Consider the following 26,907-nt stretch of genomic DNA (forward strand, 5'->3'; position numbering starts at 1 on the left):
GGTCGTATCACTGCTTCCGGTAGGCGTCGATCATGGCCTGGCCGTCGGCGCCGGCCTTCTTGAGCCAGTCATCCAGCATGCGCTTGCCGATCACCGACAGGCCTTCCTTGAGCTCGACGGTCGGCTTGATGGTTTCCATGCCGTTCTTGGCCAGTTCTTCCTGGTACCACTTGTTCTTTTCCTGCGACAGCTTCCAGCCGCGTTCCTCGGCCTGCGCGCCGGCCTTTTTCAAGGCTTCCTGCGTGGCCGGATCGAGCGCGTCGAACGCCTTCTTGTTGACGATCACGGCGTTCTTGGGCAGCCAGGCCTGGGTGTCGTAGAACTTCTTGATGTACTCGTAGGTCTTGGTGTCGTAGCCGGTGGAGGCCGACGACATGTACGAGTCGATCACGCCGGTGGCCAGGGCCTGCGACAGTTCGGCCTGCTGCACCGTCACCGGCTGGGCGCCGACCAGCTCGGCGATCTTGGCCGTCACCGGGCTGTAGGCGCGCCACTTCAGGCCTTTCATGTCGCTGATCTGCTTGATGTTCTTGTTGGCGAAGATTCCCTGGGGCGGCCAGGCCACCGCGTACAGCAGCGTCATGCCCTGCGAGTTCAGCTTCTTTTCCAGGAACGGCTTCTGCGCCTGGTAGAGCTTGAACGAGGCGTCGTAGCCGGTGGCCAGGAAGGGCAGGCCGTCCAGTTCGTAGATCGGGTCTTCGTTGGCGAAGTTGGTCAGCAGGATCTCGCCGATCTGGGCCTGGTTGCCTTGCACGGCGCGCTTGATCTCGGGCGCCTTGTACAGCGAGGCGTTGTTGTGCAGCGTGATCTTGAGCTTGCCTTCGGACAGCGTGTCCACGTCCTTGATGAAGGTCGTCAGGTTTTCGACGTGGAAGTTGCTGGCGGGATAGGCGCTGGGCAGGTCCCACTTGGTCTGGGCCTGGGCGCCGGCGCTGAACGCCACGATGAGGCTGCCGGTCAACAGCGAGAGCTTCTTGAACATGATGGTCCTTCTTTGCGAATGAGGAGTGCGGGACGTCGTGGCCCGGTAGGCATTGCGAAAAGAGCGCGCGGCGTCGTATGACGCGTAGCTTAAAAGCCGTGCCATTCTATGTTGCCAATTGGTCACAAAGTGCCTGTAAATGCGCGTTTACGGGTAATTCCTAGGCTGGCGCGCGCGGATTGCTTGAAGATTGAAATAGTGTGCCCACGGGCCGGACGAAGTCTTGCGGCGGGGCTTTTTTCTTCTAAGATCTCGTCATCGCAGTCGTGCCGCAGAGGGTCGTGTGAATTTCGTTTTTCGTCGTGACGAGTTGCTGGTCGAGGAAGCCACCAGCGTGTTGCCGGACCTGGACGCCTGTGTGCGGGCAGGACTTGGCGCCGATGCCTTGCAGCCGGTCTGGGCCGCGCCGGAATCGCCGGCCCGCGCCGCGCATGTCGAGCCGGGCATCGAAGCGCCGCACGGCTACGCGTTCAAGAAGCTGCGGTCGCTGTTCGGGGTGCTGGACGAGGAACGCATGGCGCTTGCCGGGCGCGCCTACCAGATCGCGGAATGGGCCCGCACCCATCGTTTCTGCGGCGCCTGCGGCACGCCTACCACGCGTGTCAGCGGCGAGTTCTGCCAGCGCTGCCCGGCCTGCGGCTTCTCGGCCTATCCGCGCATCTCGCCGGCCATGATGGTGCTGATCCGCAAGGGCGACAGCATCCTGCTGGCGCGCCACACCGCCAATGCCGCCGGGCGTTACACGGCGCTGGCCGGCTTCGTCGAGCCGGGCGAGAGCATCGAACAGACGGTGCACCGCGAGGTGCTGGAAGAGGTCGGCCTGAAGGTCGGCAACCTCAAGTACTTCGGCAGCCAGTCGTGGCCGTTCCCGCATTCGCTGATGGTGGCCTATACGGCCGAGTACGTATCCGGCGACATCCGCGTGCAGGAGGACGAGATCGCCGATGCGCGCTGGTTTGGCCCGGGCGATCCGATGCCCGAGATCGCGGCGCGCATCTCCATCGCGGGGTCGCTGATCCGCGCGAATCTGCCGGCGGGCTGGGACGCGCCGTAGTCTTTTGTTCAGGGCAGGCGCCGCGGCGGGCGTCTGCCGCGAACGCCCTGGCGCGGCCGGACGGTTCTGTCAGCGGGGGCCAGGAGCTAGGGGTATTCCCTCGAAACGAGGGTTTTTTTATGTCCCTGATTTATTTTTTATTGATGAAATATAGATAAATTATTAGTATTTCGCGCAGATAAACTCGTTGCGCGGCCGTTATGACCTCCACGTTGATCGCCTCGTCGGCCCACCTGGCCGGGGGCAGCGCGCCCGATCTGTCCGAAGTCGAATTCGGCCTGATGATCGCCAGCCACGCCTTTGACCGCTGGACCGTGCGCTGCATGGCGGCGGCGGGCCTGCCTGACCTGACGCCCACCGATGTCATGGTGTTCCACCACGTGTTCCACCGCCAGCGTCCCAAGAAGCTGGCCGACATTTGCTTCACGCTCAATGTCGAAGACACGCACATCGTCAATTACGCGCTGAAAAAGCTCGACCGCCTGGGCGTGGTCAAGGGCGAGCGCGCCAGCAAGGAAGTGTTCTACAGCGTCACGCCCGAGGGCGCGGCGATCATCAAGCGCTACGGCGAAATCCGCGAGCAATGCCTCACCGCCGGCCTCGACGCGCCGGGCGGGGGCGGCCTGGAATTCAGCCGCCAGTTGGCGCACACGCTGCGCGCCCTGTCCGGCCTGTACGACCAGGCCGCGCGCGCCGCGACCTCCCTGTAACCGATACGCGGGATCCTTCCCGTACCACCACCCGCACGCCGCGGCCGGCAGCGCCGTGGCGGCTTCTTGTACCCGAGGATGAATATGAAGTGGCAATTCTGGATTGATCGTGGGGGCACCTTCACCGACATCGTGGCGCGCCGCCCCGACGGCACCACCACCACCGCGAAGATGCTGTCGGAGAACCCCGAGCAGTACCGCGACGCGGCGGTGGCGGGCATCCGCAAGCTGCTGGGCATCGCGCCCGGCCAGCCGGTGCCGGCCGAGCAGGTCGAATGCGTCAAGATGGGCACCACGGTCGCCACCAACGCGCTGCTCGAACGCAAGGGCGAACGCACGCTGCTGGTCACCACCCGCGGGTTCCGCGACGGCCTGCGCATCGCCTACCAGAACCGCCCGCGCCTGTTCGACCGCAACGTGCTGCTGCCGGAAATGCTCTACGAGGCCGTGGTCGAGGCCGACGAGCGCGTCGCCGCCGATGGCGAAGTGATCCGCGACCTGGACGAAGCGGCGCTGCGCCGCGACATGCAGGCGGCGTACGACAGCGGCATCCGCACCGTCGCCATCGTCTTCATGCACGCCTGGCACGCCACCGGCCACGAGCAGCGCGCCGCCCGCATCGCGCGCGAGATCGGCTTCACCCAGGTATCGGCCTCGCACGAGGTCAGCCCGCTGATCAAGTACGTCTCGCGCGGCGATACCACGGTGGTCGATGCCTACCTGTCGCCCATCCTCAAGCGCTACGTCGACCAGGTGGCCAGCGAGCTGCCCGGCATCCGCCTGATGTTCATGCAATCGAGCGGCGGCCTGACCGACGCGCACCGCTTCCGCGGCAAGGACGCCATCCTGTCCGGCCCGGCCGGCGGCATCGTCGGCATGGTGCGCACCAGCGAACAAGCGGGTTTTGACAAGATCATCGGCTTCGACATGGGCGGCACCTCCACCGACGTGTCGCACTATGCCGGCGAATTCGAACGCGAATTCGAGACCCTGGTGGCCGGCGTGCGCATGCGCGCACCGATGATGAGCATCCACACGGTCGCGGCCGGCGGCGGCTCGATCCTGCATTTCGACGGCGCGCGCCTGCGCGTCGGCCCGGATTCGGCGGGCGCCAACCCCGGCCCCGCCTGTTACCGCCGCGGCGGCCCGCTGGCCGTGACCGACTGCAACGTGCTGCTCGGCAAGATCCAGCCCGATTTCTTCCCCAAGGTCTTCGGCCCCGACGCCAACGAGCCACTGGACCGCGACGCCGTCGTGCAGCGCTTCCAGGCCATGGCCGACGAGGTCCGCGCCGCCACCGGCCGCGACATGACGCCGGAACAACTGGCCGAAGGCTTCCTGGAAATCGCCGTCGGCAACATGGCCGAAGCCATCAAGCGCATCTCGGTGCAGCGCGGCCACGACGTCACCGAATATGCGCTGACCGTGTTCGGCGGCGCCGGCGGCCAGCACGCCTGCCTGGTGGCCGACGCGCTCGGCATGACCACCGTGTTCGCGCACCCGCTGGGCGGCGTGCTGTCGGCCTACGGCATGGGCCTGGCTGACCAGACCGACATGCGCCAGAAGACCGTCGAAAAAACGCTCGACGCCGCGCTGATGGCCGAGCTGCAAGGCGAACTGGACGCGCTGGCCGAGCAGGCCGTGGGCGAACTGCGCCGCCAGCATGTGGCCGACAGCGACATCCAGGTGCAGCGCCGCCTGCACCTGAAGTACCGCGGCACCGACACCGCGCTCGAAGTGCCGTATTCGGAGCTGGACCAGGCCCGCAAGGACTTCGAGGCGGCCTATCGCCAGCGCTATTCCTTCCTCATGCCCAACCGCGAACTGGTGGTGGAGACCATCTCGGTGGAAGCCACCGGCGGCGGCGAGCGCGTCACCGAGACGCCCGCTTCGCGCAGCCGCGACGGCGCGCTGGCGCCGCGCCGCACCGTGCGCATGTACAGCGGCGGCGCCTGGCGCGACACGCCGTTGTACGTGCGTGAAGACATGGCCGGCGGCGACGTGGTGGCGGGCCCCGCCATCATCTCCGAGCCGAACCAGACCACCGTGGTCGAGCCCGGCTGGCAGGCCGAGCTGACGCAACAGGACCACTTCGTGATCCGCCGCGTCGAGGCCCGCCCGCAGCGCCGCGCTGTCGGCACCCAGGCCGACCCGGTGATGCTGGAGGTGTTCAACAATCTGTTCATGTCGATCGCCGAGCAGATGGGCTACCGCCTGCAGAACACGGCATACTCGGTCAACATCAAGGAACGCCTGGACTTCTCCTGCGCCATCTTCGACGCCCAGGCCCGCCTGATCGCCAACGCGCCGCACATGCCGGTGCACCTGGGCTCCATGGGCGAATCGGTGCGCACCGTCATGAACGCCAACGCCGGCCGCATGCAGCCGGGCGACGCCTACGTGGTCAACGACCCGTACCACGGCGGCACCCACCTGCCGGACGTCACGGTGATCACGCCGGTGTTCGACCGCAAGGGCAGCGAGATCCTGTTCTACGTCGGCTCGCGCGGCCACCACGCCGACATCGGCGGCACCACCCCGGGCTCGATGCCGCCGGATTCGAAGACGGTCGAAGACGAAGGCGTGCTGTTCACCAACTTCCAGTTGGTCAAGGGCGGCGAGTTCCGTGAACAGGCCGCGCGCGACATCCTCGGCTCGGGCCGCTGGCCGGCGCGCAATCCGGACCAGAACATCGCCGACATGCACGCGCAGATCGCCGCCAACGAAAAGGGCGTGCAGGAACTGCTACGCATGTGTGATCACTTCGGCCTGGATGTCGTGCGGGCCTACATGGGCCACGTGCAGGACAACGCCGAAGAGGCGGTGCGCCGCGTGATCTCGGTGCTCAAGGACGGCAGCTACGAGTATCCGCTGGACAACGGCGCGGTCATCCGCGTCGCGGTGCGGGTGGACAACCAGGCGCGCAGCGCCGTGGTCGACTTCACCGGCACCTCGGACCAACTGGACAACAACTTCAACGCCCCGGGCGCCATCGCCGTGGCCGCGGTGCTGTACGTGTTCCGCACCCTGGTCAACGACGACATCCCGCTGAACGACGGCTGCCTGGTGCCGCTGTCGATCATCCTGCCGGAAGGCTCGATGCTGCGCCCGAACCCGCCGGCCTCGGTGGTGGCGGGCAACGTCGAAACGTCCATGTGCATCGTCAACGCGCTGTACGGCGCGCTCGGCGTGCTGGCCGCCAGCCAGGGCACCATGAACAACTTCACCTTCGGCAACGCGCGTCACCAGTACTACGAGACCATCTCGGGCGGCACCGGCGCCGGTCCCGTGCGCATCGATGCCGCCGGTCCCCACGACGAAGGCTTCCCGGGCACTTCGGTGGTGCAGGCGCACATGACCAACTCGCGCCTCACCGACCCCGAAGTGCTGGAGTTCCGCTTCCCGGTGCGGCTGGAGTCGTACGAGATCCGCCACGGTTCGGGCGGGGCGGGGCGCTATCCGGGCGGCAACGGCGGCGTGCGCCGCATCCGCTTCCTGGAAGACATGACCGCCGCGATCCTGTCCAACAACCGCCGCTATGCGCCGTTCGGCCTGGCCGGCGGCGAGCCGGGCGCGATGGGCCGCAACTATGTCGAAAGGCTGGACGGCACGGTCGAGGAACTCGGTCCGCAGGACAGCGCCCAGTTACATCCGGGCGACGTGTTCGTGGTGGAAACGCCGGGAGGCGGGGGCTACGGCGCCCGTTGAGTCGGTGGGATGACGGCGGGGCGATCCGGGATGGTCATCACGGGTCGCCCCGTTTGCGTTGGCGCCTTGGGATTGGCTTCTCAGGCGAAAAGCCAATTTCGAATTGCCGCGATCGCCACAAGGATGAGAACGATCACGATCGCCACGATTTGAACCAGGTCAATCATGAAGGCGACCGTTCCCGGATCGTGCCACGGTATCGAACGCAAGTAGTTGAGTATTTTTTCGCGCATGAGACTCTCAATGAATTGAGTCTCATTCTATGCAGCGTCGCCCCATTTTCAGTTGGCGATTGATCCGAGATTTTTCGGTGGCGCGTATGGTTCGAGTCCTAATCGATGTGCGGGTGTTTCGATCAATGTGAATGCTGGGCCGTCCGCACGAGACGATTCGCGCCCCGTCACTCCGGATCGTTCATCACATCCAGCACAATGTCCGCCTTGGCCTTGCGGTCATAGACCCGCAGCGTCACCTCGCCATCGCCGATCTCGAAGATCGCGGTGGCGAGCGTGTTTTCGCCGTCCGGATCCTTGGGATCGGTGCGCAGGATCGGCAGCTCGCCCTCGGTGTCATGCAGCGCCGTCAGCAGGTCGGCGCCAATGGTGGCGGGGGACCAGGTGTCGACGATGCCCTCGATGCGGCGCTGGCGCTCGCGCGACGAGTCGGTGATGATCTGCGATTGCCCCCGGCTGGCCTGATGCACCATGTGGTTGGCGTGGCCATACCGGGTGCCGATCTCCTGCGCTGACGCGGCGCCCGGCGTCGCCTCGACGCTGAAGATGCGGGCGTCGGCCGCCGACCCCAGCGTATGGTGAAAGCCCCCCGCGCGCGGCGCGTCGCGCAGCAGCGCCACGGCCTCGTCCAGCGTGGCGCAGTCGAGCACCGCGCGCGCCAGCAGCATGCGCGGCAGGCCGCGCTGGCGCAGGCGCGTGCGCAGGTTGTTGATGGTCTGCACCAGACCGGCGCGATTGGCCCCGAAGGTATGGCCGGGCAGGGATCCCGGGTAATAGAAGCTCAGATAGCCCGGCGCGTCGTCCAGCGCCACGTCGACCAGATGGCAGCGGCCGTACAGGAACGGATCGCCGTCCTCGTTGTGGCCGATCCAGCGGGTGCCATCGGCCGCCTTCAGCGCCACCGAGGTGCAGCCGTCGCCGCTGCCGCTGCTGTGCAGCAGGTCGCCCCGGCAGTTCCACAGCAACACGTCCGCCAGCGGCATCCCCAGCCCCTCGGCCAGCCCCTCCAGTTCGTCCCACACGGCGGGCAGGGCGCGCCGGGCCTGTTCGCCCAGTTCGTCCAGGTACGGATGGCCGCGCCAGGGGCGCAGCGCCTTCCAGGTGGCGCTCTGGTCCAGGTAGGTCGCCATCAGCGGGCGGGCCAGTTTGCCGAGGGCCACGCCGACCTGGCGCCGGTTGCCGGCGATGCGTACATACTTGTAGGGCATGGGGATTCTCCGGGGTGTCATGCGGATTGTAATTTTTCTAAGCTCTCTGCGGTGGGGACGGATGCGTTAACATGCGCCGTAAGTTGCTCCGGCGATCCCGGCGTGGCCCGCGCATCATGTTCCAACTGCAACCCCGGGCGCTATCAGCCCCAAGAGGAGAGTTTCATGATTAAACGTAAAGTCGCCGCCGCCTTGGTCGGCCTGTCCATGGCCATGTTCGGCGCCGCCTCCGGCGCCTACGCCCAAGGCAAGGAATTGGTGGTGGCCACCGATACCGCTTTCGTGCCGTTCGAGTTCAAGCAGGGCAACACCTACACCGGCTTCGACGTCGACCTGTGGGCCGCCATCGCCAAGGAGCTGAACGTCAAGTACAAGCTGCAGCCGATGGACTTCAACGGCATCATCCCCGGCCTGCAGACCAAGAACATCGACGTGGCGCTGGCCGGCATCACCATCCGTGACGACCGCAAGAAGGTGATCGACTTCTCCGATCCCTACTACGAAAGCGGCCTGGCCATCCTGGTCGGCGAAAAGAACACCGACATCAAGGACGCCAAGTCGCTGGCCGGCAAGACCGTCGCGGTCAAGACGGGCACGGCCACGGTGGACTTCCTGAAGGCCCAGGTGCCGGACGCCAAGCTCAAGCTGTTCCCCAACATCGACAACGCCTACCTGGAACTGGCCACCGGCCGGGTCGATGCCGCCGTGCACGACACGCCCAACGTCCAGTACTACGCCAACACGGCCGGCAAGGGCCGTGTCAAGGTGGTCGGCTCGGTCAAGAGCGGCGACTTCTACGGCATCGCCTTCCCCAAGGGCAGCGAACTGGTGCCGCAGGTCAACAAGGCCCTGGCCACGCTCAAGTCCAACGGCCAGTACGACGCCATCTACGAGAAGTGGTTCGGCAAGAAGCCCTGAGCTTTTCCGCCGGATTGATGTTGCATTTCGGGGCCGCCCGGCAGTCTGGGGCCCCGGCGCTTCGCTCCGGCGGCGCCGGGCCCGGGACGGGGCGGCCCCGAGTCGCGTGCGTCGCCGGGCGTTCCGCCATGATGCGGCGCGCGAGGCGCGCCATTGAGGGGTAATTCGTGGATTTTGACTGGAATGTAGTGATGGATGCGCTGCCCAACCTGTGGGTCGGCACGCAGATGACCATCAAGATCACCTTCTGGGGCCTGTTCGGCGGGTTCCTGCTGGGGGCGCTCTCCGGCGTGACCCGGGCCTACGGGCATCCGATCCTGTCGGGCATCGCCCAGGTGTACGTCGCGGTGATCCGCGGCACGCCGATCGTGGTGCAGGTGATGTTCATTTATTTCGCCTTGCCGCTGCTGGCGAACATCCGGGTGGACGCCGAGTGGGCGGCCATCGTCACGCTCATCATCAACTCGGGCGCCTATATCTCCGAGATCGTGCGCGGCTCGCTGCTGTCGGTGCACAAGGGCCTGAAGGAAGCCGGGCAGGCGATGGGCCTGCCGTTTCACAAGATCCTGTTCCACATCATCGGGCCGGTGGCGTTCCGCCGCATGATTCCGCCGCTGGGCAACCAGTGCATCATCAGCCTGAAGGATTCGTCGCTGTTCATCGTGATCGGCGTCGCGGAACTGACCCGCCAGGGCCAGGAGATCATGGCCAGCAACTTCCGCGCGGTCGAGATCTGGTCGGCCATCGCCATCGTCTACCTGATCCTGACGGGCACGATGGCGCTGATCCTGCACCTGGTGGAAAAGAGGATGCGCATACTATGAGCATGGTTGAATTTCATGACGTCACCAAGACGTTCGGCGAGTCCACGGTCCTGAACGGCATCTCGCTCAATATCGACGCGGGCGAGGTGGTCGTGGTGGTGGGGCCGTCCGGCTCCGGCAAGTCCACTTTCCTGCGCTGCATCAACGTGCTCGAAACGATCAACGGCGGCGACCTGCTGGTCGACGGCCTGAGCGTGCATGGCGGGGCCGCCCAGGTGCGCGAGATCCGGCGCGAGGCCGGCATGGTGTTCCAGCAGTTCAATCTGTTCCCGCAGATGACCGCGTTGCAGAACGTCATGTTCGGGCCGATCCACACGCGCGGCCAGGGCCGCGACGAGGCGCGCGAACTGGCCGAGCAACTGCTGCGCAAGGTCGGGCTGGGCGAGCGCATGAACCACTATCCGTCCGAGCTGTCCGGCGGCCAGCAGCAGCGCGTGGCGATCGCCCGCGCGCTGGCCATCAAGCCCAAGCTGATGCTGTTCGACGAGCCGACCTCGGCGCTCGACCCGGAACTGCGCCACGAAGTGCTGAAGGTGATGCGCGACCTGGCCGAGGAGGGCATGACCATGGTGGTGGTCACGCACGAAATGGAGTTCGCGCGCAAGGTCGGCAGCCGCCTGATCTTCATCGACGCCGGCAAGATCGCCCATGACGGTCCGCCGGCCGAGCTGCTGGACAATCCGCCCAGCCAGCGCCTGAAGGACTTCCTGCAACACGTGGCCTGAGCGCGGATCGCCCCAGAACCGCGCCCCAAGCGGGATGTCACGGATCCGGCTCCGCCGGTCCGTAGACATGCCCCCTTGAGGGGGAAGCGCGCAGCGCTTCGGGGGTGGGCTTCCTCCTCCCCCCTAGCCCTTCACGCGCACGATCTTCTGCACTTGCGGCACGTGGCGGATCGCGCGGATCACCTGCGCCAGGTGCTTGCGGCTGTCCACCTGGATGGTCAGGTGCAGCGACACCGTCGAGACCGCATCATCGTGCATCGTCACATGCATGATGTTGGCGTCGGCCGCCGTGACTTCCGCGGCCAGCCGGCCCAGCACGCCGCGCTCGTTGCGGGTGACGATGTCCAGGCGCGTGGCCAGGTGCTTGGCGGTGTGGGCGTCCCACGCGACGTTGATCCAGCGTTCCGGTTCGCGCAGGCGCTGGCGCATGGCCACCGGGCAGTCGGCGGTATGCACCACCAGCCCGTGGCCCATGCGCATGCCGGCGATGATCGGGTCGCCGGGCAGCGGCCCGCAGCACGGCGCCAGTTGCACCGCCTGGCCTTCGTTGCCCTGGATCAGGATCGGGGCGCTGCGGGCCGAGGTCAGTTCGTCCACGGCGGCGGCGGTGGTGGCCACCAGTTGGTGCTCCGGCGCGAAGCGGCGCGCCACCACGGCGGCCAGGCGCTTGCCCAGGCCGATGTCGGCCAGGATTTCCTCGCGCGAGCTGGCGCCGGTGCTGCGCGCCAGCTTCTGCCAGGCCGGATCGTCGGTGGCCGGCAGCGGCATGTGCAGCTCCTGCAGGGCCTGGCCCAGCAGGCGCTCGCCGAAGGCTACCGATTCCTCGTACTTGACGGTGCGCAGGTAGTGGCGGATTTCCGAGCGGGCGCGGCCGGTGCGCACGTAGTTGAGCCATTGCGCGTTCGGGCGCGAAGCGGGGGAGGTGACGATCTCCACCGTGTCGCCGCTGTTCAGTTCCGTGCGCAGCGGCACGAACTCGCCGTTGACCTTGGCCGCCACCGCCTGGTTGCCGATGTCGGTATGGATGGCGTAGGCGAAGTCCACCGGCGTCGCGCCACGCGGCAGCGAGATGATCTTGCCGCGCGGGGTGAAGACGTAGACGGCGTCCGGGAACAGGTCGACCTTGACGTGTTCGAGGAATTCGCCCGAATCGCCGGTCTGGCTCTGGATGTCCAGCAGCGATTGCAGCCACTGGTGGGTGCGTTTCTGCAGGTCGTTGAGCGTCAGGTCGGCGCCCTTGTACAGCCAGTGCGAGGCCACGCCTTCCTCGGCCACGTGATGCATGTCGCGGGTGCGGAACTGGAATTCCACCGGCGTGCCGTAGGGGCCCACCAGCGTCGTGTGCAGCGATTGGTAGCCGTTGACCTTGGGGATCGCGATGTAGTCCTTGAACTTGCCGGGCACCGGCCGGTACAACTGGTGCAGCGTGCCCAGCGCCAGGTAGCACTCGGGCAGCGTGTGGACGATGACGCGGAAACCGTAGATGTCCAGCACGTCCGAGAAAGACTTCTTCTGGTCGACCATCTTGCGGTAGATGCCGAACAGCGTCTTCTCGCGGCCGGTGACTTCGGCCTCGATGCCGGCGGCCGGCAGCGCGGCGCGCACCGAGTCGGCGATCTTGCCGATCACCTCGCGGCGGTTGCCGCGCGCGGCCAGCACGGCCTTGTACAGCACCTGGTAGCGATTCGGGTACATGGCCGCGAAGCACAGGTCCTGCAGTTCGCGGAACAGCAGATTCAGGCCCAGCCGGTGGGCGATGGGCGCGTAGATGTCCAGCGTTTCGCGGGCGATGCGGCGGCGCTTTTCGGGGTTGACCGCGTCCAGCGTGCGCATGTTGTGCAGGCGGTCGGCCAGCTTGATGAGGATGACGCGCACGTCGCGCGCCATCGCCAGCAGCATCTTGCGGAAGCTCTCGGCCTGCTGCTCGGCCTTGGTGGCGAAGTCCAGGCGGTCCAGCTTGGACAGGCCATCGACCAGCTCGGCGACTTCAGGGCCGAATTTCTCGGCCAGCTCGTGCTTGGCGATGCCCTGGTCTTCCATCACGTCGTGCAGCAGGGCGGCGGACAACGCGTTCGCGTCGAGCTTCCAGCCCGCGCAGATTTCCGTGACGGCGATGGGGTGCGAGATGTAGGGCGAACCGCTGGCGCGGAACTGGCCCAGGTGCGCCTGGTCGGCGAAGCGATAGGCTTCGCGCACGCGTTCTACATCTTTCTTGTCGAGATAGCTGCCGATGATTTCGGTCAGCGGCGCCAGTGAGGCGACCGGCGAGGCGGTCGCGTCCGCCGCTTCTTGCGCGGCGACGGAGGCTGGCGTGGGGGAATTCTTGTCTTTCTTGCCCGTGCGGCGCCCGAGACGGGAGCCGGCACGTAGCGCGGCAAGCAGACCTGATGAAGCGTACTTCAGCCCGGGAAAAGCCATGCTTGCCGCCCCCCGGAAAATATCAGGTGGGAACTTTACGCAGCATTTCCGCGCCGGTGAGGCCGCCCGCGATTTCGCGCAGGGCCGTGACGGTGGGCTTGTCTTTGCTGTCCAGGCGCGGGGCATGGCCTTGCGCCAGCTCGCGGGCGCGGTAGGTCGCGGCCAGCGTGAGCTTGAAACGGTTGGGGATCTGATTCAGACAGTCTTCGACGGTAATGCGAGCCATTAGGACACCTGGTGCTGATGGTGGATAGGGAGAATGCGGATTCGTTTCAGTGCGCCGCCGGGATGCCCAACTGCGCGAACAGCTCGGCGTGGCGGACGGCCTGAGACGAAAAACGCAGCCGCGCGGCGCTGACGATTTGAGTCAGTTCCGACAAGGCTACGCTAAATTCTTGATTAATAATAACATATTCGCATTCAGGCGCGTGCGCGATTTCGCCGCCCGCGGCCATCAGCCGGCGCGCGATCACCTGCGGCGCATCCTGGCCACGCGCCTTCAGCCGGCTTTCGAGTTCCTCGATGGACGGCGGCAGCACGAAGATGCCGATCGCGCCGGGAAAACGCTGGCGCACCTGGCGCGCGCCCTGCCAGTCGATCTCCAGCAGCACGTCGCGGCCCTCGCGGGTGGCTTCGTCGATGCGGTCACGCGGCGTGCCGTAGAAATTGCCATGCACCTCGGCCCATTCCAGCAGGCGCTGCTCGTCGCGCAACTGCTTGAATTCGTCGATGCCGATGAAGCGGTATTCGCGGCCGTCTTCCTCGCCGGGGCGGGGGGCACGCGTGGTGCAGGAGACGGACAGGAGGATGGACGGGTCTTGCTGCAGCAAGGCCTTGACCAGGCTGGATTTGCCGGCGCCGCTGGGGGCGACGACCATGAAAACATTGCCGGAGGTGGCGTGCATGAATGTGACGAGCGTGTGATGCCGAGACCCGAAGGATAGCAAATCGCACGGCGCGGCAGGGGGAAAACCCGCCGCGCCGCGTCGTCAGCGGGCTGCCGCCTGCGTCAGCTTGCCGCCGGGGGCGGGCGAATCGCTGCCGAGCAGGTGGCCGTTGACCTCGATGCCGTACAGCGAATCGTCCGAGTCGTGGTACTTGGCGCGGGTCTTGGCGACCGATTCGGAGTAGCGCGGGTCCTGCGGCCGTTCATGCGCATTCATGAAGTACGCCACGTCCCAGGCCTCCTGGTCGCTGAGCATCCCGGCCTGGCCCAGCGGCATATTGGCCTTGATGAAGCCGGCGGCGTTGCCGATCTGGTGCATGCCGGCGCCCCAGTTGAAGGAATCCGGCCCCCACAGCGCGGGGAAGACCCAGTGCTCGCCGTTCTTCTGTCCCTTGCCTTCTGCGCCGTGGCAGACGGCGCAGTACTGGGCGTAGACCTCGCCGCCGCGCACGTAGTCGGCTTTCTGCGCGGGCTTGGGCAGCTTGAGGTAGCCCTGGCCCTTGAGCGCCACGCCGGTGGGCGCCTTGCTGGCGAGCCAGAACATGTAGGTCTGCAAGGCGGTCAGCACCGGATCGTCGGCCGCCGGCGGCTTGCCGTTCATGCTGAAGCGGAAACAGCCCTGCAGGCGCTCGGCCAGCGTGTTGACGTGGCCGTTCTTGGCGCGGTAGGCGGGATACAGCACGTAGGCCGCCCACATCGGCGCGGAATCGGGCCGGCGGCCGGCGTCCAGGTGGCAACTGGCGCAGTTCAGGTCGTTGCCGACGAACTTGCCGGCATTCTGCGGCGTGTGCAGGAATATCTGTTCGCCCTGGCGCACGATCTTGCCGAATTCGCTGTCGGGCAGCGACGCGGCGCTGGGCGGCGTGAATTCGGGGCGCGCGTCGGCGGCGAAGGCCGCCGTGGTCGACAGCAGCGCGCCGGTTCCCGCGGCGGCGAGCAGCAGGCGGGCGATTCGGTTGCGGATCGAGGTCATTGCTTGGCTCCCCCGGCGGCGTTCGCTTGCGTGGCAAGCAGGTCGGCGGCCTTGGGCAGGCCGGCGTAGTAACCCGACACCGCGTCGATCTCGGCGTCGGTCAGGCGGGTGGCCACGGCCGGCATCAGGCCCAGCGGGCCGGGCGGACGCTGGCCCTGGCGCCAGGCGCGCAACTGGCCGGCGATGTAGGCCGCGGGCTGGCCGGCCAGGCTGGGGAAGTTGGCGCCGACGCCAATGCCCCCCGGGCCGTGGCACTGGTTGCAGGCGGGGATGTTCCTGTCCCAGGCGCCGCGCGTGGCGAGCCAGGCGCCGGTATCGTCCGGCTTGGCCAATTGCCGCGCGGTGGCGGCCAGCCGATCGATGTTCAGCGGCGCCGGCAGGCCGGCGTAGTACTGGGCCACGGCCTGGCGCTGCGCCGGGTCCAGCGCCTTGGCGGTGGCCGCCATCACCGGGCTGACGCGCGAGCCATTGGCCATCGCCTCGAGCTGCTCGGCCAGGTAGGCGGCGCCCATGCCGGCCAGATGCGGGAAGCCGGCGGCGGGGTTGCCTTCCCCCTGGGCGCCGTGACAGGTCATACAGGCGGGCGCGCCGTTGGCGCCCTGGGTGCTGATCTGGCGGCCGTCCGGGGCGGCGAGCGCCGCGGCAGGCAGGGCGGCCAGGCCGCTGGCGCCAAGGGCCAGCACGCCCGCCCAGCGGGGGAGGTAGGGCTGTAACGCCATGGGTATCTCCGGGGTTTATTGGAATTTTGGTAATAAGTTAATTTCCCAAAATTATATGTAAATTTGTGACAGCGCAAAGTCTTGATGGCATGTTGCGCCAGGTCAGCCGGGGCGGGCGAGGGCGTTCGACCGCGCGGCGATGGGCGAGGGGCGTTGTTCGATAGCGCTTTCGAGGCCGTTGTTTTCAGCCGCGGGGGCGCGCCTGGCGCACGCCACCCGCCTGGCGCGCAAGGCGTGAAGCGGGCGTCTTGCCGATGAGGGCAGCCAGGGTCGGCCGGGCGAGAACGATGGAACGTTCGCTTGCAGCATCGCCGGAATGATTCGGGTAGCATTTCGCCGACAGATAACAAGGAGCTTGCGATGCACACGAACGAGATCGAACCTCCCCGCGTCGCGCTGGTCACCGGCGCCGGCACCGGCATCGGCCGGGCGGTGGCGCTGGAGTTCCTGGCGCAGGGCTATCGCGTGGTGCTGGCCGGCCGCCGGCGCGAACCGCTCGAAGCCACGCGCACGGCGGCGGGCGAAGACGGGGTGCGGGCGCTGGTGGTGCCGACCGATGTGTCGGACGAGCAGGCGGTGCGCGAACTGTTCGACACGACCCAGCGCGAGTACGGCCGTCTGGACGTGCTGTTCAACAACGCCGGCCGCGGCGCGCCCGCCATGCCGATCGAGGAATTGCCGGTGGCGCTCTGGCGCGAGGTGGTCGATACCAACCTGACCGGCATGTTCCTGTGCGCGCAGGCGGCGATCCGGGTCATGAAGGCGCAGACGCCGCAGGGCGGCCGCATCATCAATAATGGTTCGATCTCGGCGCACGCGCCGCGTCCGTTCTCGATCGCCTACACCGCCACCAAGCACGCGGTGACCGGCCTGACCAAGTCGATTTCGCTGGACTGCCGGCCGTACCACATCGCCTGCGGCCAGATCGACATCGGCAACGCCGCCACCGACATGACCGAGCGCATGGCCGCCGGCATCCTGCAGGCCGACGGCAGCACCAAGGTCGAGCCGCGCATGGACGTCGCCCACGTCGCGCAGGCCGTTGCCGCCATGGCCCGCCTGCCGCTGGACGCCAACGTGCAGTTCATGACGATCATGGCGACTAACATGCCGTTCGTCGGCCGCGGCTGACCGGGTTTCCGCCGGCCATGACAAAAGCGCCCTCGGGCGCTTTTTTCTTTGGTTGCCGTTTTTCCTTGCCGGGCATCACGCGAGGCGCTGTCGCCATTCCTCGTCAATAGGTTATGTGATCCGAGAACGTGAGCGGTGGCCAACGCCTGGTCCGACAAACCAGCTCGCCGCATCCCAATATCCGCCTTGCCGCCATCCAATGCCGAAGCATGACCGGGCTCGGATACATAGGGAGGGAGGATGGTCGGGTGGTTGCCGCAGCGCGTATGGATCTCGTTCAGCCTGCTGCTGTTCATGGTATCGGCGTCCGCACAGACGCAGGCTGGCGCCGCGCAGGAACTGCTGCGCCAGCAGGAGCGCGAAAGGATGTTGCGCAAACAGCAGGAAACGGCGCCGAATGTACGGGCGCGGTCGGCGCGCGCGCCGTCGCCGGACCTGTTGCCTCGGGAAGAGACGCCATGCTTTCCGATTGACCGTATCCGTCTTGATGGCGAGGACGCGCAGCGCTTTCTCTGGTCCTTGCGCGCCGCCGACCCCGAGAACGACGCCGCCACGGGGCGCTGCCTTGGCGCCGAGGGCATCAGCGTGGTCATGGCGCGCGTGCAGAATGCCGTCGTCGCGCGGGGTTTCGTCACCACCCGCATTCTCGCCGCGCCCCAGGATCTGAAGGGCGGCACGCTGACGCTCACCGTCGTGCCCGGCCGCGTCCGTGCCATCCGATTCGCGCCCGGTACGTCGCCCCGGGCCACTGCCTTGAATGCCGTGCCGGCCAGGCGCGGCGACCTGCTCAATCTGCGCGATATCGAACAGGCGCTGGAAAACTTCCGACGCGTCCCCACCGTAGCGGCCGACCTGCAAATCACGCCTGCTGAAGCTGACGATGCGCGACCCGGCGACAGCGATTTGGTGATCCTCTGGCGACAGCGTTTGCCTCCGGTGCGCTTGAGCCTATCGCTGGACGACGCCGGCAGCAGGGCGACCGGCAAGCTGCAGGGTTCGGCCACGCTTTTGCTCGATTCCCCACTCTCGTTGAACGATCTGTTCTACGTCAACGTCAGTCAAGACGTCTTCAACGCCAGCGGCAAGGGCTCCCGGGGATACACCACGCATTACGGCGCGCCCTGGGGCTACTGGACGATCAGCGCCACCCTCAGCGGCTACAGGTACCACCAGACCGTTGCCGGATACCGCCAGAACTACCTCTACAGCGGCACCAGCAACAACGCCGAAGTGCGCCTGTCGCGCGTGGTGTACCGGGATGCCAGCCGCAAGACCTCGTTCTACGGACGCGGCTGGATGCGCAGGTCCAACAACTTCATCGATGACACGGAAATCGGGGTTCAACGGCGTCGCACCGGCGGTTGGGAACTGGGGCTGACCCACCGCGAATTCCTGCACGAAAGCACGCTCGATGCGGGTCTGGCCTGGCGGCGCGGCACGGGCGCCTTCAACGCGATGGCCGCGCCCGAGGAAGACTTCGGGGAAGGCACTTCGCGGATGAAGGTGCTCACCGCCGACGTGCAACTGGTGGTTCCGTTCCGGCCGGGATCGCAGCGTGCCCGTTACTCCGGCAACTGGCGCGCGCAATGGGCGCGCACGCCGCTGGCGCCGCCGGACCGCTTCTCGATCGGCGGTCGTTACACGGTACGCGGCTTTGACGGCGAACTGACGCTCATGGGCGAGCGTGGCTGGGTCTGGCGCAACGAAATCGGTCTGCAACTGGGCGTCGCACAGGAACTCTATTTCGGCGCCGACTACGGCCATGTGTCGGGCCCGTCCACGCGCTGGTTGCAGGGACGCAGCCTCGCAGGCGCGGTCATCGGTCTGCGTGGCGGCGCCGCGGGATTCTGGTGGGATCTGTTTGTCGGCACGCCGCTCTCCAGGCCCGCGGGCTTTCGCAGCGGGTCGCTGACGACCGGCTTCAGCCTCAACTGGTCCTGCTGACGCCGCATGGATCGCGCGCAGGCAACGGTATCGATGGCATGAACAGGAACCTTCACCGCATCGTTTTCAATCGGGCGCTGGGCCTGTTCCAGGCCGTCACGGAGCTTGCCCGGCGTGACGGCCCAGGCCAGGGCGGGGAGGCAAGCGCCGCCGGCAGCCGTTTCCTTGCCACGCTCAGGCCGTTGGGCTTTGCCGTGGCATCCGCGTTCGGCCTGGTGGTCATGGTGCCCCTGGCGAACGCGCAGGTCGTGGCCGACCCCGGCGCCCCCGGCAATCAGCGACCGACGGTATTGGAAGCGGCCAGCGGCGTCCCGCTGGTGAATATCCAGACCCCGAGCGCAGCCGGCGTTTCACGCAATGCCTATCGCCAGTTCGATGTCGGGCAACCGGGCGTCATTCTCAACAATTCCCGCACCAGCGCGCAAACACAGCTTGGCGGCTGGGTCCAGGGCAACCCGTGGCTGGCGCGCGGTACGGCCCGGGTCATTCTCAATGAAGTCAACTCCAGCGACCCGAGCCGGCTCAATGGCTATGTCGAGGTCGCGGGCGATCGGGCGCAGCTTGTCATCGCCAACCCGGCGGGCATTTCCTGCGATGGCTGCGGCTTCATCAACGCGGAGCGGGCCACCATCACCACCGGCCGGCCCGTCATCAACGGCGGGGCGCTGGAGCGCTATCGGGTGCAGGGCGGCGCCATCCGCGTTACGGGCCAGGGCATGGATGCCAGCACGGCGAACTACACGGATCTGATCGCCCGCTCCGTGGAAGCCAACGCCGGGATCTGGGCGCGGCAGCTCCGGATCGCCACCGGAGGCAATGACGTCAGCGCCGACCAGGCGGAGGTGCGCAAGATCGCCGCCAGTGGCGATGCGCCAGCCTTTGCGCTGGATGTCGGCGCGCTCGGCGGCATGTACAGCCAGAAGATCGTCCTGGTGGGAACCGAGCATGGCGTCGGGGTGCGCAACGCCGGTACGATGGGCGCTCAGGCCGGCCAACTGTTGGTCACCGCCGACGGACGCCTGGAAAACCTCGGCACGATGCAGGCCAGCAGCGACACGCGCATAGACGCGAGCGGCGGCCTTGCCAATGCCGGAACGCTCAGCGCGGGCCGCGAACTGGCGCTCGACACTCCCGAGGATATCGACAATCGCGGCGGAACGCTCAGCGCCAGGCGCATCGGCGTCACTGCGCAGTCCCTGACCAACCGCGAAGGGGTTATCGGGCAGACCGGTCCATTGAGCCTGGCGATTCATGCGGGCCGCCTCAGTAACCGGGATGGCGGCCGTATCGGTCTCGCGGCGCCGCGGTCGGGCGCGTCTTCGGGCAATGAGCAGGCGCCGCAAGCGGGTGCGGAGGGCGCGGACGGCAATGGCGCCCAGCCGGACGCCGAGCTTGCCTCGATGCCCAATGGCGCGCTCAAGATCGCCGGCATGCTTGACAACAACGGCGGCCGCATCCTGGCCGGCGGGCATATCGACCTGACCGCAAGCGGCGGCCTTGACAATGACGGCGGGCATCTGGGCGCGCTTCAGCTCGAAGTGAGCGGTGGCGATTTCAGCAATCGCCAGGGTGAAATCCGGGTTGCCGCCGGCGCGCGCATTGCCGCGAGCCTGCTCAGCAACGACGCCGGGCTGATGCAAGTGCACGGCCCCGTGTCCGTCAGCGCGCAGGACTTCTCCAACCGCGCCGGGACTTTTCGGAACGACAGCAGGTCCGATACCAGTATCAGTATCAACGGGCGCCTGGACAACAGCGACGGGGGCCTGCTTGTGGCCGGCGGTGACATGACCGCCGCCGCCTCGGTGCTGGACAACCGCGATGGCGGCCTGATCGTTTCCACCGACGGCGACCTGAGCGTGGCTACGCGCGGGCATACCGGGAACGCTGGCGGCGCGCTGCGGGGGGCGGGCAACGTCATTCTGGCCAACGGTGGATTCGGCAATGCCGGGGGCATGGTGCTGGGCGCCAGCGTCGCAGTCGATACACGACTGGCGGCGCTCGACAATGCCCGCGGGACCATCGCCGCCACCGGCGGCCTGCTCGACATCGACAGCGGCGCGCTGAACAATGCCGGCGGCCTCCTGCAGTCCCGGCAGGGAATGCGCGTGGATACGCACGGTCAGGCATTGATCAATGCCGATGCCGGCGACACGGGCGGCATTCTCAGCCTCGCCACGCTGGCACTGAACAGCGGCAATCTGACCAATCGCGACGGCGTCGTGCACAGCGGAAAGGATCTCATCGCCCGGGTCAGCGACATTGACAACACAGGCGGGCTGCTGGGCGGCCGCGCGGACGTCGATATCGGCGCGACGTCGATCGACAACGCCAGGGGCCGGGTCCAGGCAGGCAATGACCTGAAGGCATTCCTGCGCGGCCAGGCAAACAACGACGCCGGCCTGATGGTCGCGGGCCATGGCCTGACCCTTGGCGCCTCGCAGATCCTCAACCGCGACACGCAAAGCGCGAAAGACAGCCAGCCGCTCGGCTTGCAGGCCGACAGCGTCATGCTGGCGGCCGGTCGCACCGACAACACTGCCGGCATCGTCGCCGCCGACAGCCGCATCGTCATCCGTGGCGCGCACGCCGCAGGCCAGCTCGACAACGCGCGCGGTCACATCGCTTCGGGCGGCAGCATCGATGTGGCCGTCAGTCGTGTGCTGAATCCGAGCGGCACGCTGATCGCCGGCAAATTGCTCAACGTCGCCGCCGACAGCCTGGACGGTGACGGCAACCTGTTGTCCAGGGGGGATCTGCGCCTGAGCCTGCGGCAGGACTTCACCCACCTCCGGGAAATCACCGCCAATGGCCACGCCCGCATCAGCACCGCTGGCCTGTTGATCAACCACGGCGTGTTGCAGGCCGGTGACCTCGACGTGCGCGGCGCGGACGTCATCAACAGCGTCACCGGCAAGATGAACGGCGTACGCGCCACCGTCGCCGCGCAACACAGCCTGACCAACCGGGGACTTGTCGACGGCAACCAGACCCATATCGAAGCCGGCACTCTCGATAACGCCGGCAGCGGCCGGCTCTATGGCGACCAGCTTGCCATCCAGGCGGCTACCGTCGTCAATCGCGAAGAAGCGGGCGCCGCCGCCGTCATCGCGGCGCGTCAGCGCCTGGATATCGGCGCCCGCTTCATCACCAACCGCGAGCAGGCGTTGATTTTCAGCGCGGGCGGCGGTGGCGATGCGCTGAACATCGGCGGTACGCTGGACGTCAACGGCCATGCGGCCGCGCGCGCCGACCTCGTCCGCAACGACAGCGCCACCATCGAGTCGCTGGGCGGGCTGACCCTGGATAGCGCTGGGCTGTTCAATGGCAACCTGCACTTCCGCACCGAACTGGCAAGGATCAGCGGCCCGACCCGGCACCTGTACATCCAGCCTGAAGGCGATCCTGAAAAACACGATGCCGGCGAATACCGCTGGGAAAGCTGGAGCAGGGCCGGACGTTATCGGCACAGGGAAACCGGCGCGAAGATCCACGACTGGACCCAATACGACATAGCGCAGACCGAGTATGAAACGCAGGTGATGGAGAGCGCGCCGGCGCTCATCCGCGCCGGCGGCAACATGACCCTGCGCGGCGACCAGCTCGTCAACGACAAGAGCCGGATCATGGCCGGCGGCGCCCTGCACGGCGATCTGGACCGGATCGACAACGTGGCCGCCCTGGGCGAGCACACGATCAACCGGGTCGGAACCAGCCAGTACACCTACTCGAAATGGCACGGCGGTTTCAAACGCCACCACAAGCGCAAGTGGGACGGCAAGATCGCCTACGCGCCGGTCGACCTGGCGACCACCATCGAGCTCGGCGTTTCCCGCATTGTGCAGAACGCCGCGGGCGCAGGCAGCGGCTTCGCGGTCGCCGACCGCCAGGACCATCGCGTTGGCCCCATTGTGGGCGGCGGCGTCCGTGCCGCCGTCAATGCCGACCCAGCGCGGATAACGGACCCCCGGACGCAAGCAGACCGCATCGAGGGGCCGGGAATCGACAGAGGAACACATGCCGCCGGCGGTAGCGGTTCCGCTACCGCGCGGCTGGACACGGCGGCGCCCGCCAACAGCCTGTTTCGTGTTGCCCCGAACGCCAGGGGTTACCTGGTCGAGACCGATCCGCGTTTCACCGACTACCGCAACTGGCTCAGTTCCGACTACATGCTGTCGCAGCTCGGCCATGACCCGGCCCTCGTGCACAAGCGACTGGGCGATGGCTTCTACGAACAGCAACTGGTCCGCGACCAGATAGGCCAGTTGACTGGCCGCCGATTCCTCGGCGGCTACGCCAGCGACGAGGCGCAGTTCCAGGCATTGTTGGACGCAGGCGTCACCTATGCGAAAGAATGGAATCTGCGTCCTGGCGTGGCGCTGAGCGCCAGGCAGATGGCCCAGCTCACCAGCGATATCGTCTGGCTGGTCGAACGCGACGTGACGCTGGCCGATGGCAGTATCACGCGCGCCCTGGCGCCGCAGGTCTACGTCCGCGTACGGCCTGGCGACATTGACGGCAACGGTAGCCTGCTGGCCGCCAACTCCATCGATCTCAACCTGAAAGGCGATCTCGTTAGTTCCGGCGCCATTGCGGGACGCGCGGTGGTCAGTCTCAGCGGCGAGAACCTGCGCATTCTCGGCGGCCGCATCACCGGCGATGCCGTGGCGCTCAGCGCCCGCGCCGACATCGACAACATCGGCGGCACGCTGGATGCCGGTTCGACGCTGCGGCTCGGCGCCGGACGCGACCTCAACGTGGTCAGCACCACTCGCGGCGGCGCCACGCGGGCCGGACGCAGCGACTTCAGCCGGACCAGCCTGGATCGCGTGGCCGGTCTCTACGTCACCAACCCGAATGGCCTCCTGCTGGCCTCGGCGGGGCGTGACGCCAAGCTGATCGCGGCCCGGGTCGGCAACCGCGGCAAGGATGGTCAGACCGCCATGGTCGCCGGCCGGGACCTGACGCTGGGCACCGTCACGATTGCCGAGCAGGAGAACAACGTACGCAATGCCAGCAACTATCTCAGGCAGGGTTACGAGCAGGATGTCGGCAGCACCATCACCACGGCCGGCGACGTGCGCCTGCAGGCTGGCCGCGATCTGAGTAGCACCGCGGGCGCTGTCACCAGCGAGCAGGGAGCCCTGGTTGCCGTTGCGCGGGGCGAGGTGAATATCCTGGCAGGCAAAGCGAACCGCAACTGGGCCGAAGGCCGTCGCCATTCGTCCAGGAGCCTGCTGGGCTCCAGCACGAAGACGACCCGCGACAGCCTGGAAGAGACCACGGCGCTATCCAGCACCTTCAGCGGCAACACCGTCGCCATCCGGGGCGAGAACGTCAACCTGACCGGCAGCAACGTCGTCTCCGATGCCGGCACGGCCATCGTGGCCAACAACAACCTGACCCTGCTGGCCGCCACCGAAACCAGCCAGGAAAGCCACTTCAAGGAAAACCGGAAAAGCGGCTTCCTTTACAACGGGGGGCTCGCCTTCACGATCGGCAGCCAGATGCAAAGCGGCGACCGCCGGGACGCCAGTACCCACGCAGCGGCGTCAACCGCGGGTTCCACGGCCGGCGACGTGACCCTGGTGGCGGGCGGCCACTACCAGCAGACCGGCAGCCATGTGCTGGCGCCCAAGGGCGGCATCGATATCCAGGCCAAGAAGGTCGATATCGTCGACGCGCGGGAAACCGGCAAGCGCGTGGAACAGAGCAAGTTCCGCCAGTCCGGCCTGACCGTGGCGCTTTCTGCGCCGGTGTTGTCGGCCATTGAGACCGCAGGGCAGATGAAGCGCGCTGCCGGCCAGACGACTGACGGACGTATGCAGGTGCTGGCAGGCGCGGCCACGGGGCTGGCGGCCAAGAATGCCTACGATGCCGTCCAGGCCGACCCGCAGTCGGCCGGCGGCGCCAATATCTCGATCACCGTTGGCGCCAGTAAAAGCGACAGCAAATCCACCGCCATTACCGATACGGCCGCCGGTTCAGCCGTGGCCGCGGGCGGCGATGTGCGCATCGGCGCCGGCGGCGGCCTGAATTCCAACCTGACCGTGCGCGGCAGCGACATCCGCGCGGGCGGCGACGCGGTGCTCAAGGCCGATGGCGATATCAATCTGCTGGCGGCCAGGAACACCTTCGAAACCGACCGCAAGAGCAGCAGCGTCAGCGCGGGAGTCGGCGTGGCGATATCCGTGGGTCAAAACGGCCTGGCCTTCGGCGTGACCGCCAACGCCAGCGGGGCCAGGGGCCGGGGCGAGGGGAGGGACGTGACCTGGACCAACAGCCACGTCACTGCCGGCGAACGCCTGGCCCTGGAGTCCGGCGGCGACACCCGCCTGCGCGGCGCGGTCGCCAGCGGCAGGCAGGTGATGGTCGACGTAGGCGGCAACCTCAGCATCGAGAGTCTGCAGGACACCAGTAGATTCAAGAGTAGCGACACCCAGATCGGCGGCAGCGTGACGGCGGGGGTGGGGTTCGCCGCCAGCGGCAGTTACGCCAGCAACAAGGTGGATGGCGATTTCGCCAGCGTCGTCGAGCAGTCGCGCCTTGACGCGGGCGACGACGGCTTCACGGTCCGAGTCCAGGGCAACACCGACCTCAAGGGCGCGGCCATCGCCTCGTCCGAAGTGGCGGTGAAGCGGGGAGTGAACACCGTGACGACGGGCAGCCTGAGCGTTAGCGACATCGAGAACCGCAGCCGGTACAAGGCGACAGGGGTGAGCCTGTCGGGAGGCTTCAGTGTTGCCGGCGATGACAAGGCGTCCGCCGCGAAGAAAGAAGGCAGCGCAGGCAAGGAAGAAGGCGGCGCCAGCAAGGCTGGTGAGGCTGCGGCCAGCAATGTCGCGGGCAAAGGTGACGCCTGGTCGGCGCGGAACTTCGGCAACAGCGTTAGCGCTGGCGCGCCTGGCATGAGCGTGCGCAAGGGCAGTGAAAGCAGCGTGACGCACAGCGGCATCAGCGGCGCGGCCGTGACCATCACCGACATGAACGCCCAGCGGGAACGCACCGGCAAGACCGCCGATCAGGTGCTGGCCATGCTGGATCGACGCGTGCGGGCGGGCGACGGCGCTGGTGGCCTGACGAAGAAATGGGACGCCGACAAGCTGCGTCGGCAAGTGCAGGCCGAAGCGGAAATCATCGCGGCGTTCGGCCAGCAGGCCGGCGCCGCCATCGAGCGCCACGCGGAACAGAAACGCGCGGAACTGCGCCAGCAGATCAAGGCCACGGAAGACCCTGAAAAGATCGAGGCGCTGCAGGCGCAGATCAACGAGATCAACACGCAGGAGCGGTTGCTGAACGTGGCGGTGGGTGCACTGGGCGGCTCGGCTGGCGTGGCGGCGCTGCAAGCGGGTTTGTCGGAAGCGGCCGACCGCATGCGGCGGTACACGATCGCGGACTCGGAGAAGTTCGCGGGGATTACCGATGGCGAGACGACGCTGGATAACAAGGGCGGGGAAAGCGCGGGTATTCGGGGCGATGGGTTTAAGACAGCGGGGACGCGGGTGGTGTTGGATATTTTGTGTGGACCAGTAAATCAACGGTGCAAGAAAGAAAAGGATTTCCAAGGCAAGGAGATCCTGGATGAAAACGGTATTCCGAAACTTGAGTTGGATGGAAATGGGCTCGTCCGGTTTGATAGAAAAGCCGCAGAAACGACGATGGCCGAATTTCTCGAAACCGATCCAGGCAAGGGGATGCCCGGCCCCACTGGCGGAAACCAGGGCGGACCTGGAGCGTTTTTCGGTTTTCCGTATTCATCTGGGGGAATTCTCGATCTCGCGCACGAGGCTTATGGCGGCTCACATGACTTTATAGGAGGCACCCTGAGTGGCTTTTACGACGAACAGGGCAACGCCAGGCGCGGTCTGACAGCCTTGCAGAAAGGTATGTACGAAACCTGGACCGGCATTGCGCTCCTGCCCGCTACTCCCTTTGCGTTATCGGAAGCGCTGCCGCCCCAAGCGTGGAAAGCGCTGGACATTTTGTTGAGGATGAAGCGATGAAAACGACGACAAGGCTATTTTTTTTCTCTGTTCTTCTGCTGTCGGTGACTGGCTGCTACATCACCAAACAGGGGCGGTTATGTGGCATTACCACGTCGCAGAATTCTTGCTACCCAAATACGTATAGAGAATTAATGCATCCCACTCCTCTTCGTGACTACTGGGTGGGGCCGGATAGCGAATCACGATCACGAGATTGGGTTAGTTGCGGTGGAAGCCCGGATGGGTGGGCTAACACCGACGACGATTCAAGGTTTCTCAGCATGGAACGGTGCATGCTTAAGAAGAATTATCAGTACATCAGAAAATGCGATAGCAAATTCAGACGCACATTTCCGTCTTGCGGGGCGCCTTGATAATGCGCTTCGGGGAAAAGCCCTTTTTTGACATGCTTCCAGTCACCTTGTCTGTGTT

17 protein-coding genes are annotated in these 26,907 nt (G+C 66.5%); 9 read left to right on the forward strand and 8 right to left on the reverse strand.

Features of this window, described 5'->3' with window-relative positions; all coding sequences use genetic code 11:
- Positions 1-7: 7 nt before the first annotated feature.
- Complete coding sequence (locus AAID08_RS13055) at positions 8-982, reverse strand: TRAP transporter substrate-binding protein (RefSeq protein ID WP_116791231.1); 975 nt, start codon at positions 980-982, stop codon at positions 8-10.
- 283 nt (positions 983-1,265) lie between these two features.
- Here AAID08_RS13055 and nudC point away from each other — a divergent pair, with 283 nt between their 5' ends.
- The 3 genes from nudC to AAID08_RS13070 all read left to right on the forward strand — a co-directional run bounded on the left by nudC (position 1,266) and on the right by AAID08_RS13070 (position 6,454).
- On the forward strand, positions 1,266-2,036 hold the full coding sequence (gene nudC, locus AAID08_RS13060; RefSeq protein WP_054502648.1) for an NAD(+) diphosphatase: 771 nt from the start codon (positions 1,266-1,268) through the stop codon (positions 2,034-2,036).
- Positions 2,037-2,236: 200 nt separating this feature from the next.
- Positions 2,237-2,746, forward strand: a complete 510-nt coding sequence (locus tag AAID08_RS13065) for a winged helix DNA-binding protein (protein WP_006388202.1) — start codon at positions 2,237-2,239, stop codon at positions 2,744-2,746.
- A gap of 84 nt (positions 2,747-2,830) precedes the next feature.
- Positions 2,831-6,454 carry a hydantoinase B/oxoprolinase family protein gene (locus AAID08_RS13070; RefSeq protein ID WP_395757720.1) on the forward strand — a complete coding sequence of 1,208 codons (3,624 nt, stop codon included), beginning with the start codon at positions 2,831-2,833 and terminating at the stop codon, positions 6,452-6,454.
- Positions 6,455-6,534: 80 nt separating this feature from the next.
- Here AAID08_RS13070 and AAID08_RS13075 read toward each other — a convergent pair whose 3' ends face one another.
- Positions 6,535-6,687, reverse strand: coding sequence for a hypothetical protein (locus AAID08_RS13075; RefSeq protein WP_395757721.1), 153 nt, complete (start codon positions 6,685-6,687; stop codon positions 6,535-6,537).
- A 167-nt stretch (positions 6,688-6,854) separates the two neighbouring features.
- Positions 6,855-7,895 (reverse strand): C45 family peptidase, encoded by a 1,041-nt coding sequence (locus AAID08_RS13080; RefSeq protein WP_064523006.1) that lies wholly within the window; start codon positions 7,893-7,895, stop codon positions 6,855-6,857.
- 165 nt (positions 7,896-8,060) lie between these two features.
- Here AAID08_RS13080 and glnH point away from each other — a divergent pair, with 165 nt between their 5' ends.
- The 3 genes from glnH (at position 8,061) to glnQ (ending at position 10,362) form a co-directional block, all read left to right on the forward strand.
- Positions 8,061-8,813 (forward strand): glutamine ABC transporter substrate-binding protein GlnH, encoded by a 753-nt coding sequence (gene glnH, locus AAID08_RS13085; protein ID WP_006388205.1) that lies wholly within the window; start codon positions 8,061-8,063, stop codon positions 8,811-8,813.
- A gap of 167 nt (positions 8,814-8,980) precedes the next feature.
- Entirely contained in the window at positions 8,981-9,637 is a 657-nt protein-coding gene (gene glnP / locus AAID08_RS13090) for a glutamine ABC transporter permease GlnP (protein ID WP_035360348.1), read from the forward strand.
- Positions 9,634-10,362: a glutamine ABC transporter ATP-binding protein GlnQ gene (gene glnQ, locus AAID08_RS13095; protein WP_049073501.1), complete on the forward strand. Its 729-nt coding sequence runs from the start codon at positions 9,634-9,636 to the stop codon at positions 10,360-10,362. Before glnP ends, glnQ begins: the two co-directional genes overlap by 4 nt.
- A gap of 123 nt (positions 10,363-10,485) precedes the next feature.
- On the opposite strand, the gene AAID08_RS13100 is transcribed toward glnQ, so the two are convergent.
- The 5 genes from AAID08_RS13100 to AAID08_RS13120 all read right to left on the reverse strand — a co-directional run bounded on the left by AAID08_RS13100 (position 10,486) and on the right by AAID08_RS13120 (position 15,418).
- Positions 10,486-12,780, reverse strand: coding sequence for a bifunctional (p)ppGpp synthetase/guanosine-3',5'-bis(diphosphate) 3'-pyrophosphohydrolase (locus AAID08_RS13100; protein WP_006394759.1), 2,295 nt, complete (start codon positions 12,778-12,780; stop codon positions 10,486-10,488).
- A 22-nt stretch (positions 12,781-12,802) separates the two neighbouring features.
- Entirely contained in the window at positions 12,803-13,006 is a 204-nt protein-coding gene (rpoZ, locus tag AAID08_RS13105; protein ID WP_006394760.1) for a DNA-directed RNA polymerase subunit omega, read from the reverse strand.
- A 46-nt stretch (positions 13,007-13,052) separates the two neighbouring features.
- On the reverse strand, positions 13,053-13,685 hold the full coding sequence (gmk, locus tag AAID08_RS13110) for a guanylate kinase (RefSeq protein ID WP_020927510.1): 633 nt from the start codon (positions 13,683-13,685) through the stop codon (positions 13,053-13,055).
- Positions 13,686-13,769: 84 nt separating this feature from the next.
- Positions 13,770-14,699: a c-type cytochrome gene (locus tag AAID08_RS13115; protein ID WP_395757722.1), complete on the reverse strand. Its 930-nt coding sequence runs from the start codon at positions 14,697-14,699 to the stop codon at positions 13,770-13,772.
- Positions 14,696-15,418, reverse strand: a complete 723-nt coding sequence (locus AAID08_RS13120) for a c-type cytochrome (RefSeq protein ID WP_054502645.1) — start codon at positions 15,416-15,418, stop codon at positions 14,696-14,698. Before AAID08_RS13120 ends, AAID08_RS13115 begins: the two co-directional genes overlap by 4 nt.
- Positions 15,419-15,778: 360 nt before the next feature.
- Here AAID08_RS13120 and AAID08_RS13125 point away from each other — a divergent pair, with 360 nt between their 5' ends.
- From AAID08_RS13125 to AAID08_RS13135, 3 genes are all read left to right on the forward strand, one after another.
- A complete protein-coding gene (locus AAID08_RS13125; RefSeq protein WP_054502644.1) occupies positions 15,779-16,549 on the forward strand; it encodes an SDR family oxidoreductase in 771 nt (256 codons plus the stop codon).
- 240 nt (positions 16,550-16,789) lie between these two features.
- On the forward strand, positions 16,790-18,493 hold the full coding sequence (locus AAID08_RS13130) for a ShlB/FhaC/HecB family hemolysin secretion/activation protein (protein WP_395757723.1): 1,704 nt from the start codon (positions 16,790-16,792) through the stop codon (positions 18,491-18,493).
- Positions 18,494-18,531: 38 nt separating this feature from the next.
- Positions 18,532-26,493 carry a hemagglutinin repeat-containing protein gene (locus AAID08_RS13135; RefSeq protein ID WP_395757724.1) on the forward strand — a complete coding sequence of 2,654 codons (7,962 nt, stop codon included), beginning with the start codon at positions 18,532-18,534 and terminating at the stop codon, positions 26,491-26,493.
- Positions 26,494-26,907: the final 414 nt, after the last annotated feature.

This window comes from Achromobacter sp. EB05, from assembly GCF_044232075.1.
In the GTDB taxonomy this organism is placed as follows: domain Bacteria; phylum Pseudomonadota; class Gammaproteobacteria; order Burkholderiales; family Burkholderiaceae_B; genus Achromobacter; species Achromobacter dolens.

What these genes read in the sequence shown, in the direction of transcription:
- AAID08_RS13125 (WP_054502644.1), top strand. Translation starts at nt 15,779, where the DNA reads ATGCACACGAACGAGATCGAACCTCCCCGCGTCGCGCTGGTCACCGGC.
- rpoZ (WP_006394760.1), bottom strand. Translation starts at nt 13,006, where the DNA reads ATGGCTCGCATTACCGTCGAAGACTGTCTGAATCAGATCCCCAACCGT.
- AAID08_RS13080 (WP_064523006.1), bottom strand. Translation starts at nt 7,895, where the DNA reads ATGCCCTACAAGTATGTACGCATCGCCGGCAACCGGCGCCAGGTCGGC.
- AAID08_RS13115 (WP_395757722.1), bottom strand. Translation starts at nt 14,699, where the DNA reads ATGACCTCGATCCGCAACCGAATCGCCCGCCTGCTGCTCGCCGCCGCG.
- glnQ (WP_049073501.1), top strand. Translation starts at nt 9,634, where the DNA reads ATGAGCATGGTTGAATTTCATGACGTCACCAAGACGTTCGGCGAGTCC.
- AAID08_RS13130 (WP_395757723.1), top strand. Translation starts at nt 16,790, where the DNA reads ATGGTCGGGTGGTTGCCGCAGCGCGTATGGATCTCGTTCAGCCTGCTG.
- AAID08_RS13055 (WP_116791231.1), bottom strand. Translation starts at nt 982, where the DNA reads ATGTTCAAGAAGCTCTCGCTGTTGACCGGCAGCCTCATCGTGGCGTTC.
- AAID08_RS13135 (WP_395757724.1), top strand. Translation starts at nt 18,532, where the DNA reads ATGAACAGGAACCTTCACCGCATCGTTTTCAATCGGGCGCTGGGCCTG.
- AAID08_RS13065 (WP_006388202.1), top strand. Translation starts at nt 2,237, where the DNA reads ATGACCTCCACGTTGATCGCCTCGTCGGCCCACCTGGCCGGGGGCAGC.
- glnH (WP_006388205.1), top strand. Translation starts at nt 8,061, where the DNA reads ATGATTAAACGTAAAGTCGCCGCCGCCTTGGTCGGCCTGTCCATGGCC.
- AAID08_RS13075 (WP_395757721.1), bottom strand. Translation starts at nt 6,687, where the DNA reads ATGCGCGAAAAAATACTCAACTACTTGCGTTCGATACCGTGGCACGAT.
- gmk (WP_020927510.1), bottom strand. Translation starts at nt 13,685, where the DNA reads ATGCACGCCACCTCCGGCAATGTTTTCATGGTCGTCGCCCCCAGCGGC.
- AAID08_RS13070 (WP_395757720.1), top strand. Translation starts at nt 2,831, where the DNA reads ATGAAGTGGCAATTCTGGATTGATCGTGGGGGCACCTTCACCGACATC.
- AAID08_RS13100 (WP_006394759.1), bottom strand. Translation starts at nt 12,780, where the DNA reads ATGGCTTTTCCCGGGCTGAAGTACGCTTCATCAGGTCTGCTTGCCGCG.
- AAID08_RS13120 (WP_054502645.1), bottom strand. Translation starts at nt 15,418, where the DNA reads ATGGCGTTACAGCCCTACCTCCCCCGCTGGGCGGGCGTGCTGGCCCTT.